The organism is Xanthomonas sp. AM6 (assembly GCF_025665335.1).
Classification (GTDB): domain Bacteria; phylum Pseudomonadota; class Gammaproteobacteria; order Xanthomonadales; family Xanthomonadaceae; genus Xanthomonas_A.
Window position 1 is genome coordinate 4,463,111 of the sequence record NZ_CP106869.1, and the last position, 22,307, is coordinate 4,485,417.

A 22,307-nucleotide genomic window follows, 5' to 3' on the forward strand; every position below is an offset into this window, starting at 1 on the left:
GAAGCGTGCGCATGCCGGATAAACGCGACGAGCCATCTGCCGGCGGGCTGCGCAAGCTGTTGTCGCCGCGTCGCCGCGAGCCGGCGGCCGCCTCGGCGCTGGCGCCGCGCGGGCATGGCCATGCGCACGCGCAGGGCGCCGCGCCCGCGGCGCCGGGCGCGCCCGCCGATCCGGCCGCGGCCACGGCGGCGCTGATCCGCCTGTTCAACCACGCCCACGAGCCGCTGGACCTGCTCGGCGCCTTCGCCGAGGGCATGGCCGGCCTGCACGGGGAGCTGGGCGACATGGGCCGGCGCCTGCAGTCGGCGGCCGCCGCCGGCGACTGGCCCAGCTATGGCCGCGCGCTGCGCCAGTTGATCGACAAGTACATCCGCACCATCGACGTCGACGATCCGCTGGCCGGGCCCAGCGACACCGAGCGCCTGCGCGACCTGCTGCGCCAGGCGGTGGCCGGCGCGCTGGCCTCGCTGCTGCACAGCCTGCCCGAGCTGGCCACCGAATCGGAGGCCACCGGCGAGGCGTTGCGGCAGTGGCGGCCGGGCCAGCCGCTGGAACCGCTGGCGCAGCGCGTGCGCGAGCTGTGCCACCAGGTCGCGCTGCGCGCCAGCGACAGCCAGGAGCAGCAGACCCTGCTGCTGGGCCTGTTCGACCTGCTGCTGGAGAACATCGGCGAACTGCTCGACGACACCAGCTGGCTGCAGGGCCAGATCGCGGTGGTGCGCGACCTGATCAGCGGCCCGCTGGACCGCTATTCGATCGAGGAAGCGCGCGGCAGCCTGCGCGAGGTGACCTACAAGCAGGGCCTGCTGAAACAGGGCATCGCCGAATCCAAGGAAGCGATGAAGGACATGATGGTGTCCTTCGTCGAGAACCTGGACGGCATGGCGATCAGCACGAGCGAGTTCCACGACCGCATCGCCGACTATTCGCAGACCATCCGCGACGCGCGCAGCATCGGCGACCTCAACCGCCTGCTGCAGGAAGTGCTGCAGGACACCGGCCACGTGCAGCAGCAGGCGCTGCGCGCGCGCGACCACCTGATCGCCGCGCGCCAGGAAGTGGAAGCGGCCGAGCAGCGCATCCTGCGCCTGGAGCAGGAACTGCAGGACGTCAGCGGGCTGGTGCGGGTCGACCAGCTCACCGGCGCGCTCAACCGCCGCGGCCTGGACGAACTGTTCGCGCGCGAGCTGGTGCGCACCGAACGCGGCGAGCAGCCGCTGTGCGTGGCGATGCTGGACCTGGACGACTTCCGCAAGCTCAACGAGACCTATGGCCATCCCGGCGGCGACGCCGCGCTGCGCCACGTGGTCGAGGTGGCGCGCACCACGCTGCGCGGCAGCGACGCGATCGCCCGCTTCGGCGGCGAGGAATTCCTGCTGCTGATGCCCGACTGCACCATCTTCGAAGCGGCCGCGGCGGTGACCCGGGTGCAGCGCGCGCTGGCCCAGCGCGCGGTGGTGCACGAGGACCAGCGCGTGTTCGTCAGCTTCAGCGCCGGCGTGGCGATGCGCCGCGCCGGCGAGACCCAGGACGTGGTGGTCAGGCGCGCCGACCGCGCGCTGTACGAGGCCAAGAAGGCGGGCAAGAACCGGGTGGTGTCGGCGGATTAGTGCCGGCGCATGCGCCGGCGCGGGATTGGGGATTGGAGAGTCGGGATTGGCAGGCGCGCAGGCGCGCTGCGTTCTTGCGAATCCCCACCCCCGAATCCCTAATCCCGGATCTTCTTGAACAGCAACACCGCCCCCAGCACCACCGCGCCGGCCACGATGCCGACCAGCGCATTGCCCAGGTTGAGGATCACGCTGCCCCAGGCGCCCTGAGGCGCGAGGCCCTCGATGGCGTGGTGCAGCGGGCCGATGCTGTGGACCAGGATGCCGCCGCCGACCAGGAACATCGCCGCGGTGCCGGCGATCGACAGCGCGCGCATCAGCCACGGCGCCAGCCACAGGATGCCGCGGCCGATCGCCGCGGCGGCGGCGCCCTTGCGGGTCAGGTACAGGCCCAGGTCGTCGAGCTTGACGATGCCGGCGACCAGGCCGTACACGCCGACCGTCATCGCCAGCGCGATCGCCACCAGCACCGACACCTGCTGCACGAACGGCACGCCGGCGACCACGCCCAGCGACAGCACGATGATCTCCGCCGAGAGGATGAAATCGGTGCGGATCGCGCCCTTGATCTTGTCCTTCTCCAGCGCGACCACGTCCACCTTCTCATCGGCCAGCGCCTGCAGCTGCTGCGCGTGGTGCTGCGCGTCCTCTTCCTTGGAATGCAGGAAGCGGTGCGCCAGCTTCTCCACGCCCTCGAAGCACAGGAACGCGCCGCCGATCATCATCAGCGGCGTGATCGCCCACGGCAGCCACACGCTGATCGCCAGCGCCGCCGGCACCAGGATCGCCTTGTTGAGCAGCGAGCCCTTGGCCACCGCCCACACCACCGGCAGCTCGCGGTCGGCGTTGACCCCGGTGACCTGCTGCGCGTTCAGCGCCAGGTCGTCGCCGAGCACACCGGCGGTCTTCTTCGCCGCCACCTTGGTCAGGATGGACACGTCGTCCAGCAGCGTGGCGATATCGTCGAGCAGGGTGAACAGGCTGGCGCCGGCCATGCGGGGATTCCGTTCGGAGGTGAAGGGGGATTCTCGCCGATTCCCCGCGCCCGGTGCGTGAGCGGCGCCGCGCCCCGGCCTCAGCCGCGCATAACGCCGGCTCGGTTACCGTGCGCGGCAGACCCCGCCGTTCTGCGAAGGAGACCCATGGACCAGTTCCTCACCGCCCCGCGCGCGATCGTCGACGACGTGCTCGACGCCGTCGCCGCGCTGCAGCCGCTGCTGCGCTCGGACCCGGCCAGCGGCGCGCGCATCGTGCTGCAGGCCGAGCGCGATCCCGCGCAGGTCGCCGTGCTGTCCGGCGGCGGCGCCGGGCACGAGCCGGCGCACGCCGGCTTCGTCGGCCCCGGCATGCTCAGCGGCGCCATCGCCGGCGACCTGTTCGCCTCGCCGGGCGTGGAAGCGGTGCTGGCCGCGATCCGCGCCTGCGCCGACGCGCCCGGGGTGCTGCTGGTGATCAAGAACTACACCGGCGACCGGCTCAACTTCGGCCTGGCCGCCGAGCGCGCCCGCGCCGAGGGCATCGACGTGGCCAGCGTGCTGGTCGCCGACGACATCGCCCTGCCCGACGCCGCCCAGCCGCGCGGCATCGCCGGCACCGTGCTGGTGCACAAGTACGTCGGCCACCTGGCCCGCGCAGGGCTGCCGCTGGCCGAGCTGGCGCAGCGCGGCCAGGCCTTCGCCGACCGCCTGCTGTCGCTGGGCATGGCGCTGTCCAGCTGCACCGTGCCGGGCCAGCACGCCGGCCGCCGCGCGCCGGAGCTGGGCCTGGGCATCCACAACGAACCGGGCACGCGCAAGGTGCAGCCGGGCTCGGTCGAGGAGGCGCTGGCGCTGGTGCTGGACCCGCTGCTGGCGCAGGCCGACGCGCGGTACGGCGCCGACGCGCCGCTGGTGCTGATGCTCAACGACCTGGGCGGCTGCTCCACCCAGGAACTGGGCGTGCTGACCCGGCTGGCGCTGCAGCGCATCGGCGTGGCGCGGATCGCGCTGATGACCGTGCCGGCGGCGCTGATGACCTCGATGGACATGCACGGCTTCTCGGTCACCCTGGCCCCGGCCGATGCCGACGTGCTCGCCGCGCTGCAGGCGCCGGTGCAGACCCTGGGCTGGCCCGGCGTGCGCGTGCCGCATGCGCCTGCCCGTTTCGCCCCGGCGTTGCTGCGCAGCGAGGCGCACCGGCAGGGTGCCCGCGACGCGCAACGCGGCGCGGCGCTGGCCCGGGTCGCGCAGGCGCTGATCGGCGCGCAGGCGGAGCTGGACGCGCTCGATGCGCAGACCGGCGACGGCGATGCCGGCAGCACCTTCGCCGCCGGCGCCCGCGCGTTGCAGCAGGCGCTGGATGACGACGCGCTGGCGACGGGCGAGGCCGCCGCACTGGCGCACGGCCTGGCGGCGACGATCGAGCGCAGCATGGGCGGCTCCAGCGGCGTGCTGCTGTCGATCCTGTTCACCACCGCGGCCACCGACCTGGAGGCCGGGCGCGGCTGGGTGCCGGCGCTGCAGGCGGGCGTGGCGCGCATGCAGCACTACGGCGGCGCGCAGCCGGGCGACCGCACCATGCTCGACGCGCTGCTGCCGGCGCTGGACGCGCTGGCGCGCGGCGGCGGCCTTGACGACGCGGCGCGCGCGGCCCGCAGCGGCGCCGACGCCACCGCCCAGCTGACCCAGGCCCGCGCCGGCCGCTCGGCTGCGGTGCCGGCGGACGCGCTGCGCGGCGTGGTCGACCCCGGCGCCGAGGCGGTGGCACGCGCATTCGCGGCATGGGGCCGGTAGCCGTCTTGCTCTTGCCCTTGTAGGAGCGGCTTCAGCCGCGACAGGCACTCTCCGGTAAGACCCTGTCGCGGCTGAAGCCGCTCCTACAGGGAACATCGATGCGCGGCGCCGGCCCTACTCCGCCGCAGCTGCCTGCGCGGCCCGCAGCGCCTGCGCCACCGCCTGCAACGAGCCGCGCACCGAACCGGGCTGCAGCGCCAGCGGCTGGGTCTTGCCGCGCACGACGACCTCCATGCGCTGCGGCACGCCCCGCGCATCGCCGACGATGCGGTAGGTCGTGTCGCCACGGCCGAAGCCGAGCACGTGCCGCTCGGCGTCGTAGTCGAAGCCTTCGCCCGCGCTGTCCGGATACAGCAGGTCCACCCGCTGCTGCGCGCCGATCGCCGCGTAGTACGGCGTGCCGGCGACGCCGTCGCCCTGGTTGGCGAACACCACGATGCGCTTGCCGGCGGGCGCGAGGCGGAATTCGAGCAGGATCGTGCGCGCGCCCAGTGCGGTGCCGCCGTCCTCGTCCCACAGGTAGCGGCTCTGCCCCACGCGCTTGCCGCCCTGGTCGCGGTAGCGCGTCTCCTGCGCCAGCCCCGATGCGGCGCCGGTGGCGTCCTCGACCACTTCGCGCTCCAGCAACGGCTCGCCGCCGCGCACCGTGTACACGGCGAACTGGTGCCAGCAGCAGCCGCTCTTGGTCATGGTGTGCAGTTCGCGCGCCTGCGCGTCCACCTGGAACAGGCCGCAATTGCTCTGCGCCAGCTCGGTGAATGCCGGGCTCGGCGCGAACCCGTCGGCGGTGCCCACGTACACCTGGTACGAAGGGCCGTGGTAGCAACTGTTCTGCCCGTCCATCAGCGCCAGGTCCTTGATCCCGTCGAAGTTGAAATCGTCGTAGATCAGCACGCTCTGCTCGCCGTACGGCAGCTGGTGCACGTTGGCCTTGGCCTTGCCGCCCTTGGCATCGGTGTCCAGCACCAGCTCGGGCGAGGCCACCTCGATCAGCGGCGTGGCGCTGCCGCGCGCGAATACGCGCACGACGCCGGGGCGGAACACCTCGCCGCTGTCCTCGACCTCCAGCGTCGCCCGGAAGCGCTCGGAAAAATCCTGCACCTCGTAGCTGCGCCGCGCGCTGGCGGCGAAGGCCTGGGCGTCGAAGCCGTCGCTGGCATAGCGCTGCGGCGCGGCCGAGGCCGACGCCGACAGCAGCAGCGCGCCGAACAGGGCCAGGCGATGGCGCCAGGCCGCTACGCGCACGCGAGGAACGACGCTCGGAACAACGGATGGCATGGCGGCGGTCCTGGAGGGTGGCGGCGGGGCGCCAAGGGTAAGGCCGGACGCGGCGCCGGAACAGGGGCCGCTTGCCGCAACCCGCCCGCGGCGTCGGGGCAAGGCGCGCGCGGCGCGGCGCCTCGGCGGCGCACTCGCCGCCATGCCAGGTCCACGCGCGCGGCGCGGGCAACGGGTTCACCGCGCGACGACCCGGCCGTCGCCACACTGGCCTCCGCCCTTTGCCCTGCCCGGAGCCACCATGAGCGCGACGCCTGACGCTGCGGACACCTCGCACGTAATCGGCGGCCTCAGCCGCCGCACCCAGATCCTGCGCCTGCTGCTGCGCTACCGCAGCTCGGGGGTGTTCTCCGGCATGGACGTGGAGGCCGCCGACGGCGAGCACGCGTTGCCGCCGGAAGGCACGCCCGAGCAGTTCGTCACCGACCTGGAGGCGCTGGGCCCGACCTTCGTCAAGCTCGGGCAGATGCTGTCCACGCGCCCGGACGTGGTGCCGCCGGAATTCGCCACCGCGCTGGAGCGCATGCAGGAGAACACCGCGCCGATCCCGGTGGAGCGCATCCGCGAAATCGTCGAGGCCGAACTCGGCGTGGCGGTGAACAAGGCCTTTTCCGAATTCGACGACACGCCGCTGGGCACCGCCTCGCTGGCGCAGGTGCACCGCGCCGCGCTGCGCGACGGCACGCCGGTGGCGATCAAGGTGCAAAAGCCCGAGGTCGCCGCGCAGGTGCGCTCGGACCTGGAAGTGCTCAGGAGCTTCGCCAGCGCCGCCGACAAGCTGACCGGGCTGGGCCGGCGCATCCGCTTCGTCGACTGGCTGGCCGAGTTCGGCAAAGCGCTGCTGGCCGAACTGAACTACGAGGCCGAGGCGGAGAACCTGGCGCGCTTCGGCGAGCACCTCAAGCCGTTCCCGCAGCTGTGGGTGCCGCAGCCGATCTGGGACCTGAGCAGCCGCAAGGTGCTGACCATGCAACTGGCCGAAGGCGTGCGCGTGGACAAGATCTCCGGGCTGCGCCGCACCGAGCAGCCGATGGACGACCTGGCCGCGGCGCTGGTGCGCGGCTACCTGGACCAGATGTTCGTGCACGGCGAGATCCATGCCGATCCGCACCCGGGCAACCTGCGCGTGCTGAGCGACGGGCGCCTGGCGATCTTCGACCTGGGCATGGTCGCGCACGTGCCGCCGAAGCTGCGCGAGCGCCTGCTCAAGCTGCTGTTCGCCGCGGTCGACGGCCGCGGCGAGGAGGTGGCCGAGGAGACCATCGCGCTGAGCACGCGCCTGGAGGATTTCGACGAGGACCACTACCAGCGCGAGACCGGGCAGATGATCGCCCGCTACGCCGCGCACGACGCCACCTCCGAAGGCCGCGTGGTGCTGGACCTGGTGCGCATCGCCACCGCCTACGGGCTGCGCACGCCGCCGGAGCTGAGCCTGCTCGGCAAGACCCTGCTGAACCTGGAGGCGGTGTGCCGCGCGCTGTCGCCGAACCTGGACACGCGCAGCGTGGTCGAGGACCAGCTGCAGCACGTGATGCGCGCGCGGCTGAAGAAATCGCTGTCGGCGGCGAACCTGGCCAGCGAGGCGATGGAGATGCAGGCGCTGCTGCGCGAAGGCCCGCGCAAGCTGTCGGACATCCTGTCGCTGGCCGCCGACAACCGCCTGCAGGTGCGCGTGGCCGGGCTGGAGGAATCGCGGCTGATGGAGAGCCTGCAGAAGATCGCCAACCGCGTGGCCGCCGGCGTGGTCACCGCCGCGCTGATCCTGGCCTCGGCGCAGATGATGCGCATCGACACCGGCAGCAAGCTGTTCGGCTACCCGACGATCGCGATGGTGCTGTTCCTGCTCGGCGTGGCGCTGGGCCTGGGCATCGTGGTCAGCGCGGTGCTGTTCGACCGGCGTGCGCATGCCCGCGAGGAGCGCGGGCGGCGCTAGGAGCCGGGATTCGGGATTCGGGATTCGGGATTCGGGATTCGGGATTCGGGATTCGGGATTCGGGATGATGTCTCGGGGCAAATCGCCGTCAAGCGATGTGATGAAGAAAGTGCCGGAAAAGCGGCCTTTCTGCGATCACTGCGCAGCGCTTTGTGTAGGAGGGGCTTTAGCCCCGACGCCTTACCGGTAAGGCGTCGGGGCTAAAGCCCCTCCTACAGAAAGCAAAAGCTGCGCACCTGCGAATCCCCAATCCCCAATCCCGAATCCCGGCCCCACCTACCCCCGCGGATCGCGCAGCAGCTTGACCTCCTGCGGCGTTTCCAGCGCGATGCCCTCTTCGGCCAGGCGCTGCAGCAGGCTGAAGAACAGGTCGCTGCGGATGCCGTAGCTGAGCCGCGGGTTGCCGACGTAGGCGAAGCTGTTGAGGGTGACGTGGCCGCTGGCGATGGAGTCGATGAACACCGACGGCGCCGGGTCTTCCAGCACGCCCGGATGCGCGGCGTAGAGCTCCAGCAGCAGCGCGCGCAGCTTGACCACGTCGGTGCCCAGCGACACCGCGAACTGGATCTGCACCCGGCCCAACGGCCCGGCCAGGGTCATGTTGCGCAGGGGTTTGGTGATCAGTTCGGAGTTGGGCACGATCAGCGTGGAGCGGTCGCCGATCTGGATCTCGGTGGAACGCACGCTGATCTTGCGCACGTCGCCCTCCTGGTCGCCGATCTTGACCCAGTCGCCGACCTTGACCGGGCGCTCGGCCAGCAGGATCAATCCGGACACGAAGTTCTGGATGATCGACTGCAGGCCGAAGCCGATGCCCACCGACAGCGCACTGACCACCAGCGCGATCTGCGCCACCTCGATGCCCGACGCCGCCAGCGCGCACAGCGCCGCGAACAGGATGCCGGCGTAGCGCGCCACGGTGCTGACCGAATTGCGCGAGCCGTCGTCCAATTCGGTCTTCGGCAGGTAGGTCTGGGTCAGCCAGCCGTGGATGTACTGCATCGCCAGCAGGCCCAGGCCCAGCACCAGCACCGCGCGCACGACGTCGCCGAGGTACAGGTGGCCCTTGCCGATCGGAATGCCCTGGGTCAGCACCGAGAACCAGTCGGTCAGGGTCGACACGTTGGTCCCGAACGGCATCAGCAGCGCGCCCAGGCCGATCAGCAGCAGGACCACGCGCAGCACGGCCGAGGTCAGCACCCCCGCCTGCTCCAGGCGGCTGGCGCGCACGCCGAACGCGCCGCTGGCGGCGCGGCCGATGCGGCCTTCGCTGGCGAACAGCCACAGCGCGAAATCGTCGGCGAAGGTCATCAGCAGGCGGATCGCGCCGACGATCATGGTGATCCAGATGATCTGCCGGGTGATGAACAGGCCCAGGTACAGATAGCCCAGCAGCGAAGCCAGCAGCGCCACCACCACCGCCACCCGCACCAGCACCCCGACCAGCGCCAGCGCGCCGCCGTGCTGTCCCGGCGGCGGCGGCTGCGCGTTGGCCAGCGCCTGCGCCGCGGCCTCGGCGTACTGGCGCCGGCGCAGCCGCGACAGGCTGGTCAGGATCGCCAGGATCAGCACCGCGTACACCAGCGCGATGATGCCCTCGGCGGCGAACGTGGCCGACTCGCTGGTGAGGCTGGCCCGGTTGATCACCAGCAGCATGCTGCTGAGCCAGGCTAGCGTCGCGGTGGCCCAGGTGAACTTGCGCAGGCGCCGCGCGGTGGCGTCGTCGATCGGGAACAGCCGCCACGACGGCTGGTTCGGCAGCAGCACGCTGGCGCCCAGCGAGCCCATGAACGCGGCGGCGAAGCTGTACACCAGGAAGCCGTGCACCACGATCTCCAGCTTCGCCGGCACCGCGCCGATGCTGCGCAGGCTCTCGGCCAGCACCAGCGCGGCCAGGCCCGGGGTCAGCGTGCCCAGCAGCAGGAACCACAGCGCCAGCCCGGAGCGGCGCAGGCGGCTGCCCGGCGCGCGCGACACCGCATAGCGCTTGCCCAGCCAGCGCAGCAGGTAGCGCAGCGGGAACAGCAGCACGAACGCGATGGCCACGCCGATGCCCAGGCCCCTGGCGCCGTTCTTGGCGATCGCCGCGTCCAGCGACTGCGCACCGAGCCGGTACAGGCCGAGCAGGCGTTCGCGGTCGTCGGGGAAATCGCTGGCGATCTGCCGCCACAGCGCCGGCGACAGCGGCGAGGCCGAGCGCAGCGACAGCTCCTGGCTGAAGTGCTCGGCCTGCACGCCCTCGATCTGCTCGCCGAGCTGCTTGGCCTCCACCGCCAGCAGCTTGCCGCGCTTGATCCCCGAATCCAGCGGCGCGCGCTGCTTGGCCAGGTCCTTGCGCTGCGCGGCGATGTCGCTGGCCTCGCCCGCGGCGGGCTCGCCGAGCTGCTGCAGGCGCGCATCGACCTGGGCCAGTTGCGGGGTCAGCGCCGCGACCGCGGCATCGGCATCGCGCTGCGCGTCGGCGACCTGGCCGATCAGCTTGCGCAACGTTTCCTGGTCGGCGGCCGCGTCCATGCCGCGCCGCGCCTCCTGCAGCGTCTGCTCGGCGCCTTCCAGCAAGGCCTGCGGGTCCGGCGCCTGCGGCGCGTCCTGCGGCTGCGCGGCCGCGGCCGCGCTCAGGCACAGCAACAGCGCCAGCAGCGCGCAGCGCAGCAACGGCATCGGCAGGGCGGAACGGAACGGAAAGCGCACGCGGGGACCGGCAGTCAGGCGCGGACCACCGCGCGTGCGGCGCAATATACGGGGTGGGGCTTGAACAGAGCCAGCGCCGGGCGGGCACGGGGATGGCGCGGTGGGCGTTCTGTCGCGGCTGAAGCCGCTCCTACAAGGACAGCCGCGCGGTGTACCCCCTGTAGGAGCGGCTTCAGCCGCGACAGGCACTCACAGCGCCCCGTTCACTGCGTCGCGCCCGCCGGCGTCCGCAGTACGGTCTTGCCGATATGCGCACTGGCTTCCATCCCCATGTCCCCCGCACCGCCTCGACCAGCGCAAGAGCGAAGGACAGACGGGTGTGCCCCCTGTAGGAGCGGCTTCAGCCGCGACAGGCACTCACGGCCCCGCGCTCACCGCGCCGCGCCCGCCTCCGTCAGCAGCACGATCTTGCCGATGTGCGCGCTGGACTCCATCCGCGCATGCGCCTGCGCCGCCTCGGCCAGCGCGAAGCAGCGGTCCAGCTGCGGCTTGATCCGACCCTGTTCCAGCAGCGGCCACACCTGCTGCTCCAGTTCGCGCGCGATCGCCGCCTTCTCCATCACCGAGCGCGCGCGCAGGGTCGAGCCGGTGTGGGTCAGGCGCTTGGCCAGCAGCGGCATCAGGTCCAGTTCGCGGACCTTGCCCTGCTGGATGCCGATCTGCACGATGCGCCCGTCCAGCGCCGCGGCCTGGTAGTTGCGCGGCAGGTAGTCGCCGCCGAGCAGGTCCACGATCACGTCGGCGCCGCGGCTGCCAGTCAGGCGCAGGGTTTCGGCAACGAAGTCCTCCTCCCGGTACAGGATCGCCGCCTCCGCGCCCAGCGCCAGGCTGGCCGCGCGCTTGTCGGCCGAGCCGACCGTGCTGATCACCCGCGCCCCGAAGGCCTTGCCCAGCAGCGTGGCGACGCTGCCGATGCCGGAGGTGCCGCCGTGCACCAGCATGGTCTCGCCGGCCTGCAGGCGGCCGCGCTGGAACACGTTGGCCCACACGGTGAAGAAGGTCTCCGGCAGGGCCGCGGCCTCGGCCAGGCTCAGCGGCGACGGTACCGGCAGCGCGTTGCGCTCGTGCACCACCGCGTACTCGGCATAGCCGCCGCCGGCGACCAGCGCGCACACCGCATCGCCACGCCGATAGCGCTCCACGCCCTCGCCCAGCGCCACCACCTCGCCGGCGAACTCCAGCCCCGGCAGCGGCGAGGCGCCGGGCGGCGGCGGGTAGCTGCCGCGGCGCTGCATCACGTCGGGACGATTGACCCCGGCCGCGGCCACCCGCACCAGCAATTCGCCGCGGCCCGGGTGCGGCAGCGGCAGGCGTACCGGCACCAGCACCTCGGGATCGCCGGGCTGGCGGATCTCGATCGCGGTCATCGAATCGGGGAGCGAAGCGGCGGAGGTCGGGGACATGGCGGGAACCTGGGCAAAGGCGCGGCGCCACGCGGGCGCGAAACGCGGGGGAAGCGCGATGATCGGCCTTCGCCGCGTTGCGATCCGTGACGGCGCGCGCAGCGTTCTTCCAGAGCCGGCACGGCCCACCCGGGAAATGGAGGATGCCGTGAAACAGTGTGGGAGCGACTTCAGTCGCGACGGGCGTTACCGGGAGAGCCCGTCGCGACTGAAGTCGCTCCCACAGTTGCGTAGCCGGCTTGGAGGGAGCCTGCCGCTTGGCGCTACCGCCTGGCCCGGTCACGGCGTCAGCCCGGGACCGCGGCTGCACCTCCCGCGCGGCACCGCGATCGGCAACGGCAGCGCAGGCGGACGTGGCGACCCGGCAGAGACAGCGCTGTCCGCCCGGCCCTCGCCATCGAAGCGGTCGTTGCGCAGCGCCTGCAGCGCGAGCGCGGCGCCACATCCAACGTTCCACGTGCGGGACAGGATGTCCCCGCGACCGGCCTTCCATTTCGCCGCTCCCGCTCCATATTCAAGGAATTGCCGCGCCCATCCAGCCGGCGCCCGCGAAGGACCTCCTCATGACCGACCCCGTCGTCCAGATCAAGCCGCTCGGCTTTCCATGGGAAACGATCGACCCGTTCCTGTTCTGCGTCCATCACGACGACGCCTACCCCGCCGGCAACGGCGCGATGGGGCCGGCGGCATCGCTGCAGGGCCGCGACATCGGGCAGGACTTCAGCCGCAAGGACGGCTGGAGCATGTATCACGGCCGCGACATCCCCGGCTTTCCCGGCCACCCGCACCGCGGCTTCGAGACCGTGACCATCGTGCGCCAGGGTCTCATCGACCATGCCGACTCGCTCGGCGCGGCCGCGCGCTTCGGCGCCGGCGACGTGCAATGGGTGACGGCCGGTGCGGGCATCGTCCATTCGGAAATGTTCCCGCTGCTCGACACCCAGGCGCCCAACCCGCTGGAACTGTTCCAGATCTGGCTCAACCTGCCGGCGCGCAGCAAGCTGGCGGCACCGCACTTCACCATGTTCTGGGCGCAGGACCTGCCGCGCTTCACCGCCACCGACGCCGCCGGCCGTACCACCGACGTGGCCTGCGTGGCCGGCCGCATCGGCCCCGTCGACGCCGCGCCCGGCAGCGCCGGCGGCCCGCTTGCGCCGCCGCCGGATTCGTGGGCCGCGCAGGACGACGCCGACGTCGCCATCTGGACCATCCGCATGGCGCCCGGCGCGCGCTGGACGCTGCCCGCCGCGCAAGGCCGCGGTACGCGCCGCAGCCTGTACTTCTTCAAGGGCGCATCGGTGAGCGTAGGTGGACGCGGGGTGCCGCACCACGCCGCCATCGAGTTGCGCGCCGACCAGGCGGTCGAACTGGTCAACGGCGACGCGGCCGCAAGCGAGTTCCTGGTGCTGCAGGGCCGGCCGATCGCCGAACCGGTGGCGCAACATGGCCCCTTCGTGATGAACACCCAGGCCGAGATCGCACAGGCCATGGCCGACTACCGCCGCACCCAGTTCGGCGGCTGGCCGTGGAAGGACGAGGCGCCGGTGCACGGGAGCGACCCGAGCCGCTTCGCGCGGCATCCGGACGGGCGCGAGGAGCGGCCGGCGCCGCTCGCGACGGCCGCGGGCACCGCGAGCGGTTAGCGGTTGTTCCATGGCGAATGGCCGCGGAAAACCGCACATCGCAACCAACCCCTCTCCCTAGAGGAAGGGGCTAGCGGCTGTCCCCTTCTCCCATCGGGACCATGGTCCCGTTTTGGGGGAAGGTGGCCCGCAGGGCCGGACGAGGGCTACGAGCGTCGTGTAACTCCGCTCAATAACGCGCCGAGGCCAGCGCCTGCGCGCGCTCCAGTTGCTCGGCGATGCGCTTGCGCGCCTGCTGCAGCTCCTGCTTGGTCGCGTCCTGCTGCGCCGCCGGCACCAGTTCGGCGTCGATCACCGCCAGTGCATCGGAGTAGCTGCGCACCATCGTCGCCATGTAGGCGTTCATGTACGCCGAATCGTCCTTCTCCTGGCCCAGCGCCTGCAACTGCGCCTGGCCCTTGGCCGCCTGCGCGGCGATCTTCTCCGCGTCGCCCGGTCCGCCCTTGCCGGCGTCCGCGACCGTGGCGCCCTGGTGCGCGGCGACCACCTCGCGGGCGAAGTCGGCGACGCTGCCGCTGACGTTGCGCGACAGCGCCTGTTGCGACAGCGCCACCGCATTGCCTTCCAGCACCTGCAGCATCGCCTTGGCCGACGCGTCGCCACCGATCGGGGCGCGCCCGCTTTCGCCGCCGACCGGCGCGGCGGTGGGCGCGGGCGAGGTCGCCGGCGCGGTGCGCGAAGTCTGGTCGCCCGGCTTGCCGCAGCCGCTCAGCGCCACGGCGGCCAGCGCCGCGAGAATCGAAAGCCGGGTCGTGGTGAGCCTCGGGGTCATGGGGTGCTCCTGGTTTGCCAGTGCCTACCTTGCCCAGGCGGCGCGCAAACCCGCGTGAATCGCTGCGTTTTTTCGTGACGCGGCATTGACGCGGCCAGGCGCATGCAGTGGCCTGCCGCAGCGGCGGCAACATGGAGACCGCGCATGGCGAACAACGAAAAAACCGGCGACAGGGCCGGCAAGGCCGCATCCAAGGTGCTCAAGGACGGACGCACCGGAAAGGACAGCAAGGCCGCCGCAGCATCGGCGCTGTCGCAGCGCCCGGACACACGAAGCAAGGCAAATAGGCCATGCCGGCGGGAAACGCCTCACCGGCGGCGTTTCCCGCCGGCCGCTAGAATGGTTGCATCGCCGTTGCAGGCTCCAGAGCGTTCCGATCCGCCGATGACCCTCGCGCCCGACACCCGCACGCCGCGCAAGCGCGTGGCGCTGTACGAAGACGTGGCCGAGCGGCTGCGGCAGAAGATCTACGACTACGTGCTGCCGCCGGGCGAGTGGATCGACGAGCCGGCGCTGGTCGCCGAACTAGGCATCAGCCGCACCCCGCTGCGCGAGAGCCTGAAACTGCTCGCCGCCGAAGGCCTGGTGCAGATCGAGCCCGGCCGCGGCGCGCGCGTGACCCGGCTGAACCTGGAAGACCTCAACGAGCTGTTCCCGGTGATGGCGCTGCTGGAAGGACGCTGCGCCTACGAGGCGGTGCGCAAGGTCGACGCTGCCGGCCTGGCGCGGCTGGAAACGCTGCACGCGCGCATGGAGCAGGCCGCCGATGAAGGCGACCTGGCCGAGTACTACCGGCAGAACTACCTGATCCACGAATCGGTGCAGGAATTCGCCGGCAACCCATGGCTGATCCGCGTCACCCACGACCTGCACCGCATCCTCAAGATGCACCGCGGCCGCCAGCTGCTCGCGCCCGGGCGCATGCAGCAATCGCTGTCCGAGCACCGCGAACTGATGGACTGCTTCCGCCGCGGCGACGCCGAAGCCGCCGAGCGCACCATGAACCGCCACCTGCAGAGCCAGGGCAACGCCCTGGCGATGTACGTGGCCGCGGGCGGCAAGCTGAACGTGCCGGCGCCCTTGCCTAGGGGCCGGGATTCGGGATTGGGGAGTGGGGATTCGCTGGACTGCGGGGATTCGGGATTGGGAATTGGGGATTCGTAACAGCGGCATCTGCTGCGCCGACATGCCGATACGCGGGTTTGAGACCCTGCAAAAAAAAAGCGCCGACCCAGGGCCGGCGCTTTTTTTGTGCGACGCATTTGGGTTCAGCAAACGAGATCCGCTTTAACCAATCCCGGATCCCGAATCCCCAATCCCGGCCTCACAGCCACCCCGGCACCACCAGCAGCAACCACGCCAGCAGCGGGCCGAACAGGACCACCAGGCCGCTGTAGATCAGGAAGCGCTTGTACAGCGATTCGCGTTCGTCCGGGGCGGCCGAGGCCACCACCAGCGCGCCGTTGGTCGAGAACGGGCTCACGTCCACCACCGTGGAGGAGATCGCCAGCGCGCAGATCACGCCGGCCGCGCCGAGGTGGCCCTGCAGCAGGAACGGCACCGCCAGCGGGATGGTCGCGCCCAGCACCGCCGCCGAGGAGGCGAACGCGGAGACGATGCCGCCGACGTAGCACACCAGCAAGGCGCCGAGCAGCGGGATGCCGATGCTGGACACGCCGTTGCCGATGTAGTCCACCGCCCCGCTCTCCTGCAACACCGCCACGTAGGTGACCACGCCGCTGATCAGCAGCACCGTGGACCAGCTGATGCCGTCCACCGCGCCCTTCTGCGCCTTCGGCGACAGCAGCGCCAGCACCACCGCCACGGTGATCGAGACCAGGCCGACGTTGAGGTTGTAGATCAGCGAGGCGATGCCCAGGCCGAGCAGGCCGAGCAGGGTCAGCACGCGGTCGCGGTTCAGGCTCACCGCCTCCAGCGCCACCGGGTCGGTCGACAGGGTGCCGCCGCCGGCCGACAGCAGCGCGCCATGGCCTTCGATCGCGAACTGGCGGTGCGAGGCCTGGTCGCCCACCGGCACATACTCGGCCGTGGCCAGCGACGGCGCCTGGCCGCGGCGCAGCAGCGCCAGGCCGCCGAAGGCGAAGAAGCAGATCAGCGCCATCAGCAGGTTGAAGCCGAGGCTGGTCAGGAACACCGCCATCTCGGTCACGTCCAGCCCGGCCTTTTCCACCACCTTGTTGGTGATGCCGCCGTACACGCTGATCGGCGAGAAGCCGCCGGCCTGCGCGCCATGGATCACCAGCAGGCCCATCAGCAGCGGATTGATCCTGTACTGCTTGGCGAAGCGCAGCGCGACCGGGCCGATGATCGCCACCGCCGCCGGGCCCAGCGCGCCGAACGCGGTCAGCACCGCGGTGACCACGAACATCACCCACGGGATCGCCACGATCCTGCCGCGGACCGCGCGCACCGCCCAGTGCACCAGCAGGTCGATGGTGCCGTTGTTGCGCGCGATCGCGAACAGGTAGGTGATGCCGACCAGGGTCAGGAACAGGTCGCCGGGAAACCCGGCCAGGACCTCCTTGCCATCCATGCCGACCCAAACGCCACCGACGATGAAGGCCAACGCGAACGCGACTGCGCCCATGTTGACCGGCAACGCCGTGGCCACGATGAACATGACGATCAAGCCGATGATCGTCGCGATTTGTGGACTCATGCGCCCTCCCGAGCTTGCTGGATCCGTACCACTGCCGCGAATGGCCACCCGCCACCCTGGGTCGATCGCCAACTGCCAACCTCCGCTGCGGCGCGGCGGCTCCCATCGCCGCCCCCCGTCGCCGCCGCGGCTGCATCACTGCATGCGTTGCTCCGCCTGCCGCACCCAGGCCGCCGCCGCGGCCAGGCTGCCGAACTCTTCCACCGAGCGCGCCTGGCAGTCCGGCAGCAGCGCGCGCGCGATGCGCGCCAGCGCGCCGCCCGGCCCCAGTTCCAGGAACACGCGCGCGCCGCGCTCGGCGGCCTGGCGCAGCGTCCCGGCCCAGTCCAGCGTCGTCGCCAGCTGCGCCGACAATGCGGCGACGGCGTCGTCGCGGTCGCCGATGCGGTGCCCGTCGATGCCGGCCAGCAACGCGGCGCGCGGCGCGGCCAGCGGCGAGGCGCGCAGGTCGCCGGCGAACGCCTGCGCCGCGCTCGCCAGCAGCGGCGTATGCGCGGCCACCGCCACCGGCAGGCGTGTGGCCCGCGCCCGCAGCGCACGCGCCTGCCGCTCGCCTTGCGCCAGCGCATCGGCATGGCCGCCGAGGATCAGATGGTCGTCGCCGTTGACGATCGCGATGTGCAGGCCGGTCTGCGCGCACAGCGCCTCGGCCGCGTCGCGCAGCAGACCCTGCACCGCGATCAGGCCATCGCCGTTGCGGCTGGCGGCATCCATGCGCTGCGCGCGTTGCACCGCCAGCGCCAGGCAGGCGGGCGCGTCCAGGCCGCCGCCCAGCGCATGCGCGGCCAGTTCGCCGATGCTGTAGCCGAGCAGCAAGGCCGGCGCCGGCAACTGCGGCAGCAGCGCCGCGGCATTGGCCAGTGCCGCGGTGCAGACCAGCGGCTGCGCGATCGCGTTGTCGTAGCGCGCGTCGTCGCCGGCCAGCACGCGCGGATCGGCACCGAGCACCTGCGCCGCCGCGGCCAGCACCGCCTCGGCCGCGGGATCGCCGGCGATGTAGTCGAACATCGCCGGGTGCTGCGCGCCCTGTCCCGGGCAGAGCAGGGCCAGGCTCATGGCTGCTCCTGGCGATGCAGGAAGCAGGTGCAGGCGAGCAGGTCGGCGCTGCCGCCCGGACTCAGCCGGCGCGCCACGAACGCATCGCCGAGGCGTGCGAGTCGCTGCTGCCAATCCTGCTGCTTCACGCCACCGGCATCGAGGAAGGCCTGCGCGCTGCGTTGCGCGAAGCGCAGGCCGTCGCGGCCGCCGCGGTGCAGCAGGTTCAGGTCGTCGGTGTGCGCGATCAGCTGCAGCAGGGTCTGGGCCATGGCCGCGTCGTGCGCGAGGCCGGCATGCAGCGCGCCGCGCAGCGTCGGCAGCGCAATCTCGCGCAGCAGCGGGAATCCGTCGGCAGCCTGTTCGCGCACGCCGGCGACGCCATGCGCACGGCGCATGCGCTGGCCATGGCTGTGCGGATCCAATGGCGCGTCCAGCAACGCCTCACGCCACAGGGCGACCGCGTTGCAGACCGCCTCGCCGGTCGGTGCCGCGGATGCCTGGTTGCGCAACCGCGCCGCTGCGGCGACCAGCAGCCCCAGACTGAAGATCGCACCACGATGGGTGTTGATGCCGCCGGTGGCGCGCAGCATGGCGCGCTCGGCGCCGATGCCGAGCTGGCGCAGCATCGCGAACGGCGCCTCGGCCGCGCCGGCGGCGGCGATCGCGACGAAGTAGCCGCGCAGCGCGAACAGGCTGCGCAGGAAGGTGCCCGCATCCATGTCGTCGTGGCTGCCGCGATCGAACGGCGTGACCAGCCCGGGCTTCGGCGCGCAGGCCAGTTCCGCATGCAGGCTGGCGACGGCGAGACGGCCGAGGCGATGCGGGGTGGGACCGCAATCGGCGTGAGCATGCTGCCGGGTTGCGCGAACCCGCCGCGTTTCGGCGGCGGCATTGGCAATGGTCGCCGCGGTCTTCGCCGCTGCACGTGCCGATTGCGGGTTGCTTGCGCGTTGCCCTGCGTGCGACGCATCGGTGTGGACCGATTCCGATACCGGGAGGCCCCCCGCTGCGTTCGTCGCGACTGAAGTCGCTCCCACAGGACGTGACGCGCGGCTGGATGGTTCCGCTGGGGAATGGGCGTCGGCGCCGACTGCTTCAAAGGTCGGAAGGATCCCCGCTGCGTTCGTCGCGGCTGAAGCCGCTCCTACAGGATGCGGAGAGGGGCTGGCTGGATTCGCCTGGAAACGGGTTTCGGTGCCGAAAGCTTCCGACTCCCGGGAGCTCGCTGCTTCGTTCGTCGCGACGGAAGTCGCTCCCGCAGAGATTCGCGGATCGCTGGCGACCTGCACTGTGGGAGGGACTTCAGTCCCGACGGCTTCCGAAGCCCGGAGGTTCGCCGCTGCGTTCGTCGCGGCTGAAGCCGCTCCTACAGGGGGCGGTGAATGATCGGCTGGCTTCACTGCAGGACGGGCTTCAGTCCTGGCCGCTTGTGGCGCCTCCCTGTCCGCGGCGGCGGAAGCCAACGCCGCAACGCTGTCGTCCTCCATGCTGCGCTTCGCCTGCAGGTCCATCACGCCTCCCATGCCTGCAGCAGCGCCGCGCGCGGCTGCAGCCGGCAGTCGCGCAGCGCCTTGACCAGCAGTTGCGCGCTGTCGCCGGCGAGCTCGCGCCAGCTCACCGCGCTGCCGTCGGGCAGCAGCACTTCGCCGTCGGCGCGGCGGCCGTGGCGTTGTTCCCAGCGCGCCAGGTCGGCGAGCAGCGCGGTGGCCTGCGCCGGCGTGGGCAGCTGCCACAGCAGGTCGATGTCCGAGCCGGCATGCACGTAGGGCAAGCCGGTCAGCGCCTGCCAGGCGAAGGCGCCGAACACGCGCGGCGTCAGGCCGTGCGTGGCGGCCAGCGCCTGCAGGTCGCGCAACGGCTGTTGCCATTCGGGGGGCGCCTGCAGCTGCGCGCAGACCTCGTCCAGCGTCAGCGGCGGGCGGTGCCGCACCACCGCGCCGCGCTCGGCCGACAGCGACAGGCGCTGCTTGCCCTCGGCCGGCGGCAACGGCACGCCGAGACGCAACAGCTCCGGATCGTCGCCGCGATCGCCGCGCGCCACGATCGCCGGGTGCCCGGCCGCGAACCACGCGCGCAACCGCGCCTGCGCGCCCGGCGTGCGCGCCTGCCACGGCGCATCGGCCGCCAACCAGACCAGGTCGTGCCGGGCAGGCGGCTCATGCATGGCCGGCAGCGACCTCCGCGGCGATCGGCGCCGCCAGCAGGCGGCCGTTGCGCTCGGCGCCGCGTTGCGCGCGTTCGTCGCCGTGCAGCGGTTCCTGCAGCGCGGCGAGCAGCGCTGCGGCCAGGTCGCCCTGCCACAGCGCCTGCACCGCGCCCATCGCCACGTAGTTCTCCACGCCCGGCGCGAACACCGGCGAACTCTTGCTCAGGGCCTGCAGCTTCTCCAGCGGCTGCTTGGTGACCCGCGCCATCGCGCGCAGGTCCATCACCCGCACCTGCGCCTCGGGCAGCGCGTAGATCGCATCGGCCATCAGCCCGAACGCCAGGAAGCCGCCGCTGACCGATTCGCCGTAGACCAGCGTCAGCAGCCGCGCGCCGCGCCGCCGCGCCAGGTCCAGACACTGCGCCAGATGGCCGAAATAGCCGTTGATGCCAAGCAGTTCGTCCTTGCGCGAGGGCCGCTGGCCGGCGGTATCGACCAGCATCACGATCGGCCGCTGCGGCTGCGCGCGGGTGCTGTCCAGCACCGCGGCGGCCAGCGCCAGTGCATGCTCCACGCCGACCTCCAGCTTGTCCGCGCTGCCGATCACGGTGACCTCGCCCAGCGCGGTGGTGGCGCTGCCGACGATCACCCCGTCGCGCACCTCGACGCGGTGACCGAGCGGAAACAGTTGCTCCAGCAAAGGCGTCAGTTCCATCACGGACTCCGGTCGGCGACGGCGGCAAGGAAGGCGGCGGTGTCCAGCAGCGGCAGCGCCTCGGGATCGGCGATGCCTTGTCGGCGCCAGATCTCCACGCCGTCGCGGCAATCGCCGTAGGTGTCCAGGCGCCGGCGCAGTTCTGCATGTTCGGCGGCGATGCGCGCCAGGCCGTCGTCGTCCTCGGCCGGCGCCGGCGCCGCCAGCGCGGCGATCGCCGCGGCGCGGAAGTCCTCGATCGCATCGGCGACCAGGGCCTGCGCCTCGCCGAGCAGGTAGCGGTGCTTGCCACCAGTCACGCGCCACACCAGCGCGCGATCGCGCGAATCGAATTCCTCCACGCCGCGCACGGTCTCGATCACTTCCGGGCCCGACAGGCCCAGCCGCCCTTCCTCGGACATGACGATGCGCGAGCAGCAGCGGCTGACGATGCCCATGCCGCCGAAGCAGCCGTTGCCGCTGCCGATCAGCGCCAGCACCGGCACGCCGGCGGCGCGGGCCTCCAGCGTGGCGCGCATGATCTCGGAAATGGCGATCAGGCCGGCATTGGCCTCGTGCAGGCGCACGCCGCCGGTATCGGGCAGCAGCAGCACCGCCGCCGGCCTGGTCGCGATCGCGCGCTGCAGCAGGCCGGTGAGCTTGGCGCCGTGCACCTCGCCGACCGCCCCGCCCATGAACTGGCCCTGCTGCGCGGCGATCAACACCGTGCGCCCGTCGAGCCGGCCTTCGCCGACGACGATGCCGTCGTCGAACGCGCCGGGCTGGTCCAGCTGCGCCAGGTGCGGGCTCATCGCGCGCTGGCGCGGGCCGACGAATTCGCGGAACGAGCCGGGATCGAGCAGGCCGGCGATGCGCTCGCGCGCATCGGCTTCATAGAAGCTGCGCGGGCGGCGGTGGGTGGGGACGGCGCTCATGCGCTCCTCCGGAGTGGACGGTAGACGTGCGGGATGGGCGATGCAAAAGAATCGTTCGCTGCGGCATCGGCTTGGATTGCGACAGGCGCCGTCCAAGCGGCGGAGGCGGATCGCGTCGGGGCTGAAGCCCCTCGCACAAGGTTTCGCGCAAACGTGACATCCACTGTGGGAGCGACTTCAGTCGCGACGAACGAAGTCCGAATGGCGCCCGCCGCGCATGCCGTCGGAGCCGAAGCAACTCCCACAAGCGCGCGGCCCTCTGTAGGGGCGGCTTCAGCCGCGACGAACGGAGCCGACATGTCCCAGGCTGCGCGCACAGCCGGGGCCACAGCCCCTCCCACAGGAAGCACAGCGTGTGCGCCGCGGCTCCCGGCCGATCCAGAACGCCGACGCATCACGCATCCTCCTGCAAGGCTTCCACCGCCTGGTCCAGGCGCAGCCCGACCACCGCCGGCGTGGCGCCGACGTCGTTGATCGAGATGCGCACGTCGCGCAGCGGGTGGCGCGTGGCGAAATCGTCCAGCACCGCCTGCCAGATCGCGCCGAACCCGTCGGCGGCGGTGACGATCTCGATCTGCATCGCGCCGCCCAGCTCCTGCGGCTCGATCAGCACTTCCAGGTTGCCGGACGACACCACGCCGACCAGCACGTGGTCGCGCCGGCCGTTCGGCGCCAGGCGCCCGTCGTAGCGATAGCGAAGGGTTTCCATGGTG

16 protein-coding genes and 1 pseudogene are annotated in these 22,307 nt (G+C 71.9%); 5 read left to right on the forward strand and 12 right to left on the reverse strand.

What is annotated here, in order from left to right:
- The first annotated feature begins 11 nt into the window (after positions 1–11).
- Positions 12–1,610 (forward strand): GGDEF domain-containing protein, encoded by a 1,599-nt coding sequence (locus OCJ37_RS19115; protein WP_263111268.1) that lies wholly within the window; start codon positions 12–14, stop codon positions 1,608–1,610.
- A 98-nt stretch (positions 1,611–1,708) separates the two neighbouring features.
- Here OCJ37_RS19115 and OCJ37_RS19120 read toward each other — a convergent pair whose 3' ends face one another.
- Positions 1,709–2,605: a DUF808 domain-containing protein gene (locus OCJ37_RS19120; protein WP_263111269.1), complete on the reverse strand. Its 897-nt coding sequence runs from the start codon at positions 2,603–2,605 to the stop codon at positions 1,709–1,711.
- A 147-nt stretch (positions 2,606–2,752) separates the two neighbouring features.
- On the opposite strand from OCJ37_RS19120, the gene OCJ37_RS19125 reads away from it, so the two are divergent.
- On the forward strand, positions 2,753–4,381 hold the full coding sequence (locus OCJ37_RS19125; protein WP_263111270.1) for a dihydroxyacetone kinase subunit DhaK: 1,629 nt from the start codon (positions 2,753–2,755) through the stop codon (positions 4,379–4,381).
- Between the two features lie 114 nt (positions 4,382–4,495).
- Here the strand turns inward: OCJ37_RS19125 and OCJ37_RS19130 are convergent, their stop codons facing one another.
- Entirely contained in the window at positions 4,496–5,659 is a 1,164-nt protein-coding gene (locus OCJ37_RS19130) for an XAC2610-related protein (protein ID WP_263111271.1), read from the reverse strand.
- Between the two features lie 241 nt (positions 5,660–5,900).
- Between OCJ37_RS19130 and OCJ37_RS19135 the strand changes: the two genes are divergently transcribed.
- Entirely contained in the window at positions 5,901–7,592 is a 1,692-nt protein-coding gene (locus OCJ37_RS19135) for an ABC1 kinase family protein (protein ID WP_263111272.1), read from the forward strand.
- Positions 7,593–7,868: 276 nt separating this feature from the next.
- On the opposite strand, the gene OCJ37_RS19140 is transcribed toward OCJ37_RS19135, so the two are convergent.
- Positions 7,869–10,253, reverse strand: coding sequence for a DUF3772 domain-containing protein (locus OCJ37_RS19140; RefSeq protein ID WP_317633238.1), 2,385 nt, complete (start codon positions 10,251–10,253; stop codon positions 7,869–7,871).
- A gap of 401 nt (positions 10,254–10,654) precedes the next feature.
- Complete coding sequence (locus tag OCJ37_RS19145; RefSeq protein WP_263111274.1) at positions 10,655–11,686, reverse strand: NAD(P)H-quinone oxidoreductase; 1,032 nt, start codon at positions 11,684–11,686, stop codon at positions 10,655–10,657.
- Positions 11,687–12,249: 563 nt separating this feature from the next.
- Here OCJ37_RS19145 and OCJ37_RS19150 point away from each other — a divergent pair.
- Positions 12,250–13,329 (forward strand): pirin family protein, encoded by a 1,080-nt coding sequence (locus OCJ37_RS19150; RefSeq protein ID WP_263111275.1) that lies wholly within the window; start codon positions 12,250–12,252, stop codon positions 13,327–13,329.
- 169 nt (positions 13,330–13,498) lie between these two features.
- Here OCJ37_RS19150 and OCJ37_RS19155 read toward each other — a convergent pair whose 3' ends face one another.
- Entirely contained in the window at positions 13,499–14,101 is a 603-nt protein-coding gene (locus OCJ37_RS19155) for a DUF4142 domain-containing protein (RefSeq protein ID WP_263111276.1), read from the reverse strand.
- A gap of 384 nt (positions 14,102–14,485) precedes the next feature.
- On the opposite strand from OCJ37_RS19155, the gene OCJ37_RS19160 reads away from it, so the two are divergent.
- Complete coding sequence (locus tag OCJ37_RS19160; RefSeq protein WP_263111277.1) at positions 14,486–15,265, forward strand: GntR family transcriptional regulator; 780 nt, start codon at positions 14,486–14,488, stop codon at positions 15,263–15,265.
- A gap of 160 nt (positions 15,266–15,425) precedes the next feature.
- On the opposite strand, the gene OCJ37_RS19165 is transcribed toward OCJ37_RS19160, so the two are convergent.
- The 7 genes and pseudogenes from OCJ37_RS19165 to mdcC form a co-directional block, all read right to left on the reverse strand.
- A complete protein-coding gene (locus OCJ37_RS19165) occupies positions 15,426–16,781 on the reverse strand; it encodes an SLC13 family permease (protein ID WP_263111278.1) in 1,356 nt (451 codons plus the stop codon).
- Between the two features lie 135 nt (positions 16,782–16,916).
- A complete protein-coding gene (locus tag OCJ37_RS19170; RefSeq protein ID WP_263111279.1) occupies positions 16,917–17,837 on the reverse strand; it encodes an acyltransferase domain-containing protein in 921 nt (306 codons plus the stop codon).
- Positions 17,834–18,640 (reverse strand): annotated as a pseudogene (gene mdcB, locus OCJ37_RS19175) (triphosphoribosyl-dephospho-CoA synthase MdcB); the annotation flags it as partial. The pseudogene mdcB and the gene OCJ37_RS19170, both read right to left, overlap by 4 nt.
- 689 nt (positions 18,641–19,329) lie before the next feature.
- Positions 19,330–19,983 carry a malonate decarboxylase holo-[acyl-carrier-protein] synthase gene (gene mdcG / locus OCJ37_RS19180; RefSeq protein WP_263111280.1) on the reverse strand — a complete coding sequence of 218 codons (654 nt, stop codon included), beginning with the start codon at positions 19,981–19,983 and terminating at the stop codon, positions 19,330–19,332.
- A complete protein-coding gene (gene mdcE, locus OCJ37_RS19185; RefSeq protein WP_263111281.1) occupies positions 19,976–20,680 on the reverse strand; it encodes a biotin-independent malonate decarboxylase subunit gamma in 705 nt (234 codons plus the stop codon). The genes mdcG and mdcE overlap by 8 nt, the downstream gene beginning before the upstream one ends.
- Positions 20,680–21,594, reverse strand: a complete 915-nt coding sequence (locus OCJ37_RS19190) for a biotin-independent malonate decarboxylase subunit beta (RefSeq protein ID WP_263111282.1) — start codon at positions 21,592–21,594, stop codon at positions 20,680–20,682. The genes mdcE and OCJ37_RS19190 overlap by 1 nt, the downstream gene beginning before the upstream one ends.
- A gap of 394 nt (positions 21,595–21,988) precedes the next feature.
- Complete coding sequence (gene mdcC / locus OCJ37_RS19195; protein WP_263111283.1) at positions 21,989–22,303, reverse strand: malonate decarboxylase acyl carrier protein; 315 nt, start codon at positions 22,301–22,303, stop codon at positions 21,989–21,991.
- Between the last annotated feature and the right edge of the window lie 4 nt (positions 22,304–22,307).

Excerpts from the sequence above, each read along its gene's own strand:
- OCJ37_RS19115 (WP_263111268.1), top strand. The coding sequence starts at position 12 with ATGCCGGATAAACGCGACGAGCCATCTGCCGGCGGGCTGCGCAAGCTG.
- OCJ37_RS19120 (WP_263111269.1), bottom strand. The coding sequence starts at position 2,605 with ATGGCCGGCGCCAGCCTGTTCACCCTGCTCGACGATATCGCCACGCTG.
- OCJ37_RS19125 (WP_263111270.1), top strand. The coding sequence starts at position 2,753 with ATGGACCAGTTCCTCACCGCCCCGCGCGCGATCGTCGACGACGTGCTC.
- OCJ37_RS19130 (WP_263111271.1), bottom strand. The coding sequence starts at position 5,659 with ATGCCATCCGTTGTTCCGAGCGTCGTTCCTCGCGTGCGCGTAGCGGCC.
- OCJ37_RS19135 (WP_263111272.1), top strand. The coding sequence starts at position 5,901 with ATGAGCGCGACGCCTGACGCTGCGGACACCTCGCACGTAATCGGCGGC.
- OCJ37_RS19140 (WP_317633238.1), bottom strand. The coding sequence starts at position 10,253 with ATGCCGTTGCTGCGCTGCGCGCTGCTGGCGCTGTTGCTGTGCCTGAGC.
- OCJ37_RS19145 (WP_263111274.1), bottom strand. The coding sequence starts at position 11,686 with ATGTCCCCGACCTCCGCCGCTTCGCTCCCCGATTCGATGACCGCGATC.
- OCJ37_RS19150 (WP_263111275.1), top strand. The coding sequence starts at position 12,250 with ATGACCGACCCCGTCGTCCAGATCAAGCCGCTCGGCTTTCCATGGGAA.
- OCJ37_RS19155 (WP_263111276.1), bottom strand. The coding sequence starts at position 14,101 with ATGACCCCGAGGCTCACCACGACCCGGCTTTCGATTCTCGCGGCGCTG.
- OCJ37_RS19160 (WP_263111277.1), top strand. The coding sequence starts at position 14,486 with ATGACCCTCGCGCCCGACACCCGCACGCCGCGCAAGCGCGTGGCGCTG.
- OCJ37_RS19165 (WP_263111278.1), bottom strand. The coding sequence starts at position 16,781 with ATGAGTCCACAAATCGCGACGATCATCGGCTTGATCGTCATGTTCATC.
- OCJ37_RS19170 (WP_263111279.1), bottom strand. The coding sequence starts at position 17,837 with ATGAGCCTGGCCCTGCTCTGCCCGGGACAGGGCGCGCAGCACCCGGCG.
- mdcG (WP_263111280.1), bottom strand. The coding sequence starts at position 19,983 with ATGCATGAGCCGCCTGCCCGGCACGACCTGGTCTGGTTGGCGGCCGAT.
- mdcE (WP_263111281.1), bottom strand. The coding sequence starts at position 20,680 with ATGGAACTGACGCCTTTGCTGGAGCAACTGTTTCCGCTCGGTCACCGC.
- OCJ37_RS19190 (WP_263111282.1), bottom strand. The coding sequence starts at position 21,594 with ATGAGCGCCGTCCCCACCCACCGCCGCCCGCGCAGCTTCTATGAAGCC.
- mdcC (WP_263111283.1), bottom strand. The coding sequence starts at position 22,303 with ATGGAAACCCTTCGCTATCGCTACGACGGGCGCCTGGCGCCGAACGGC.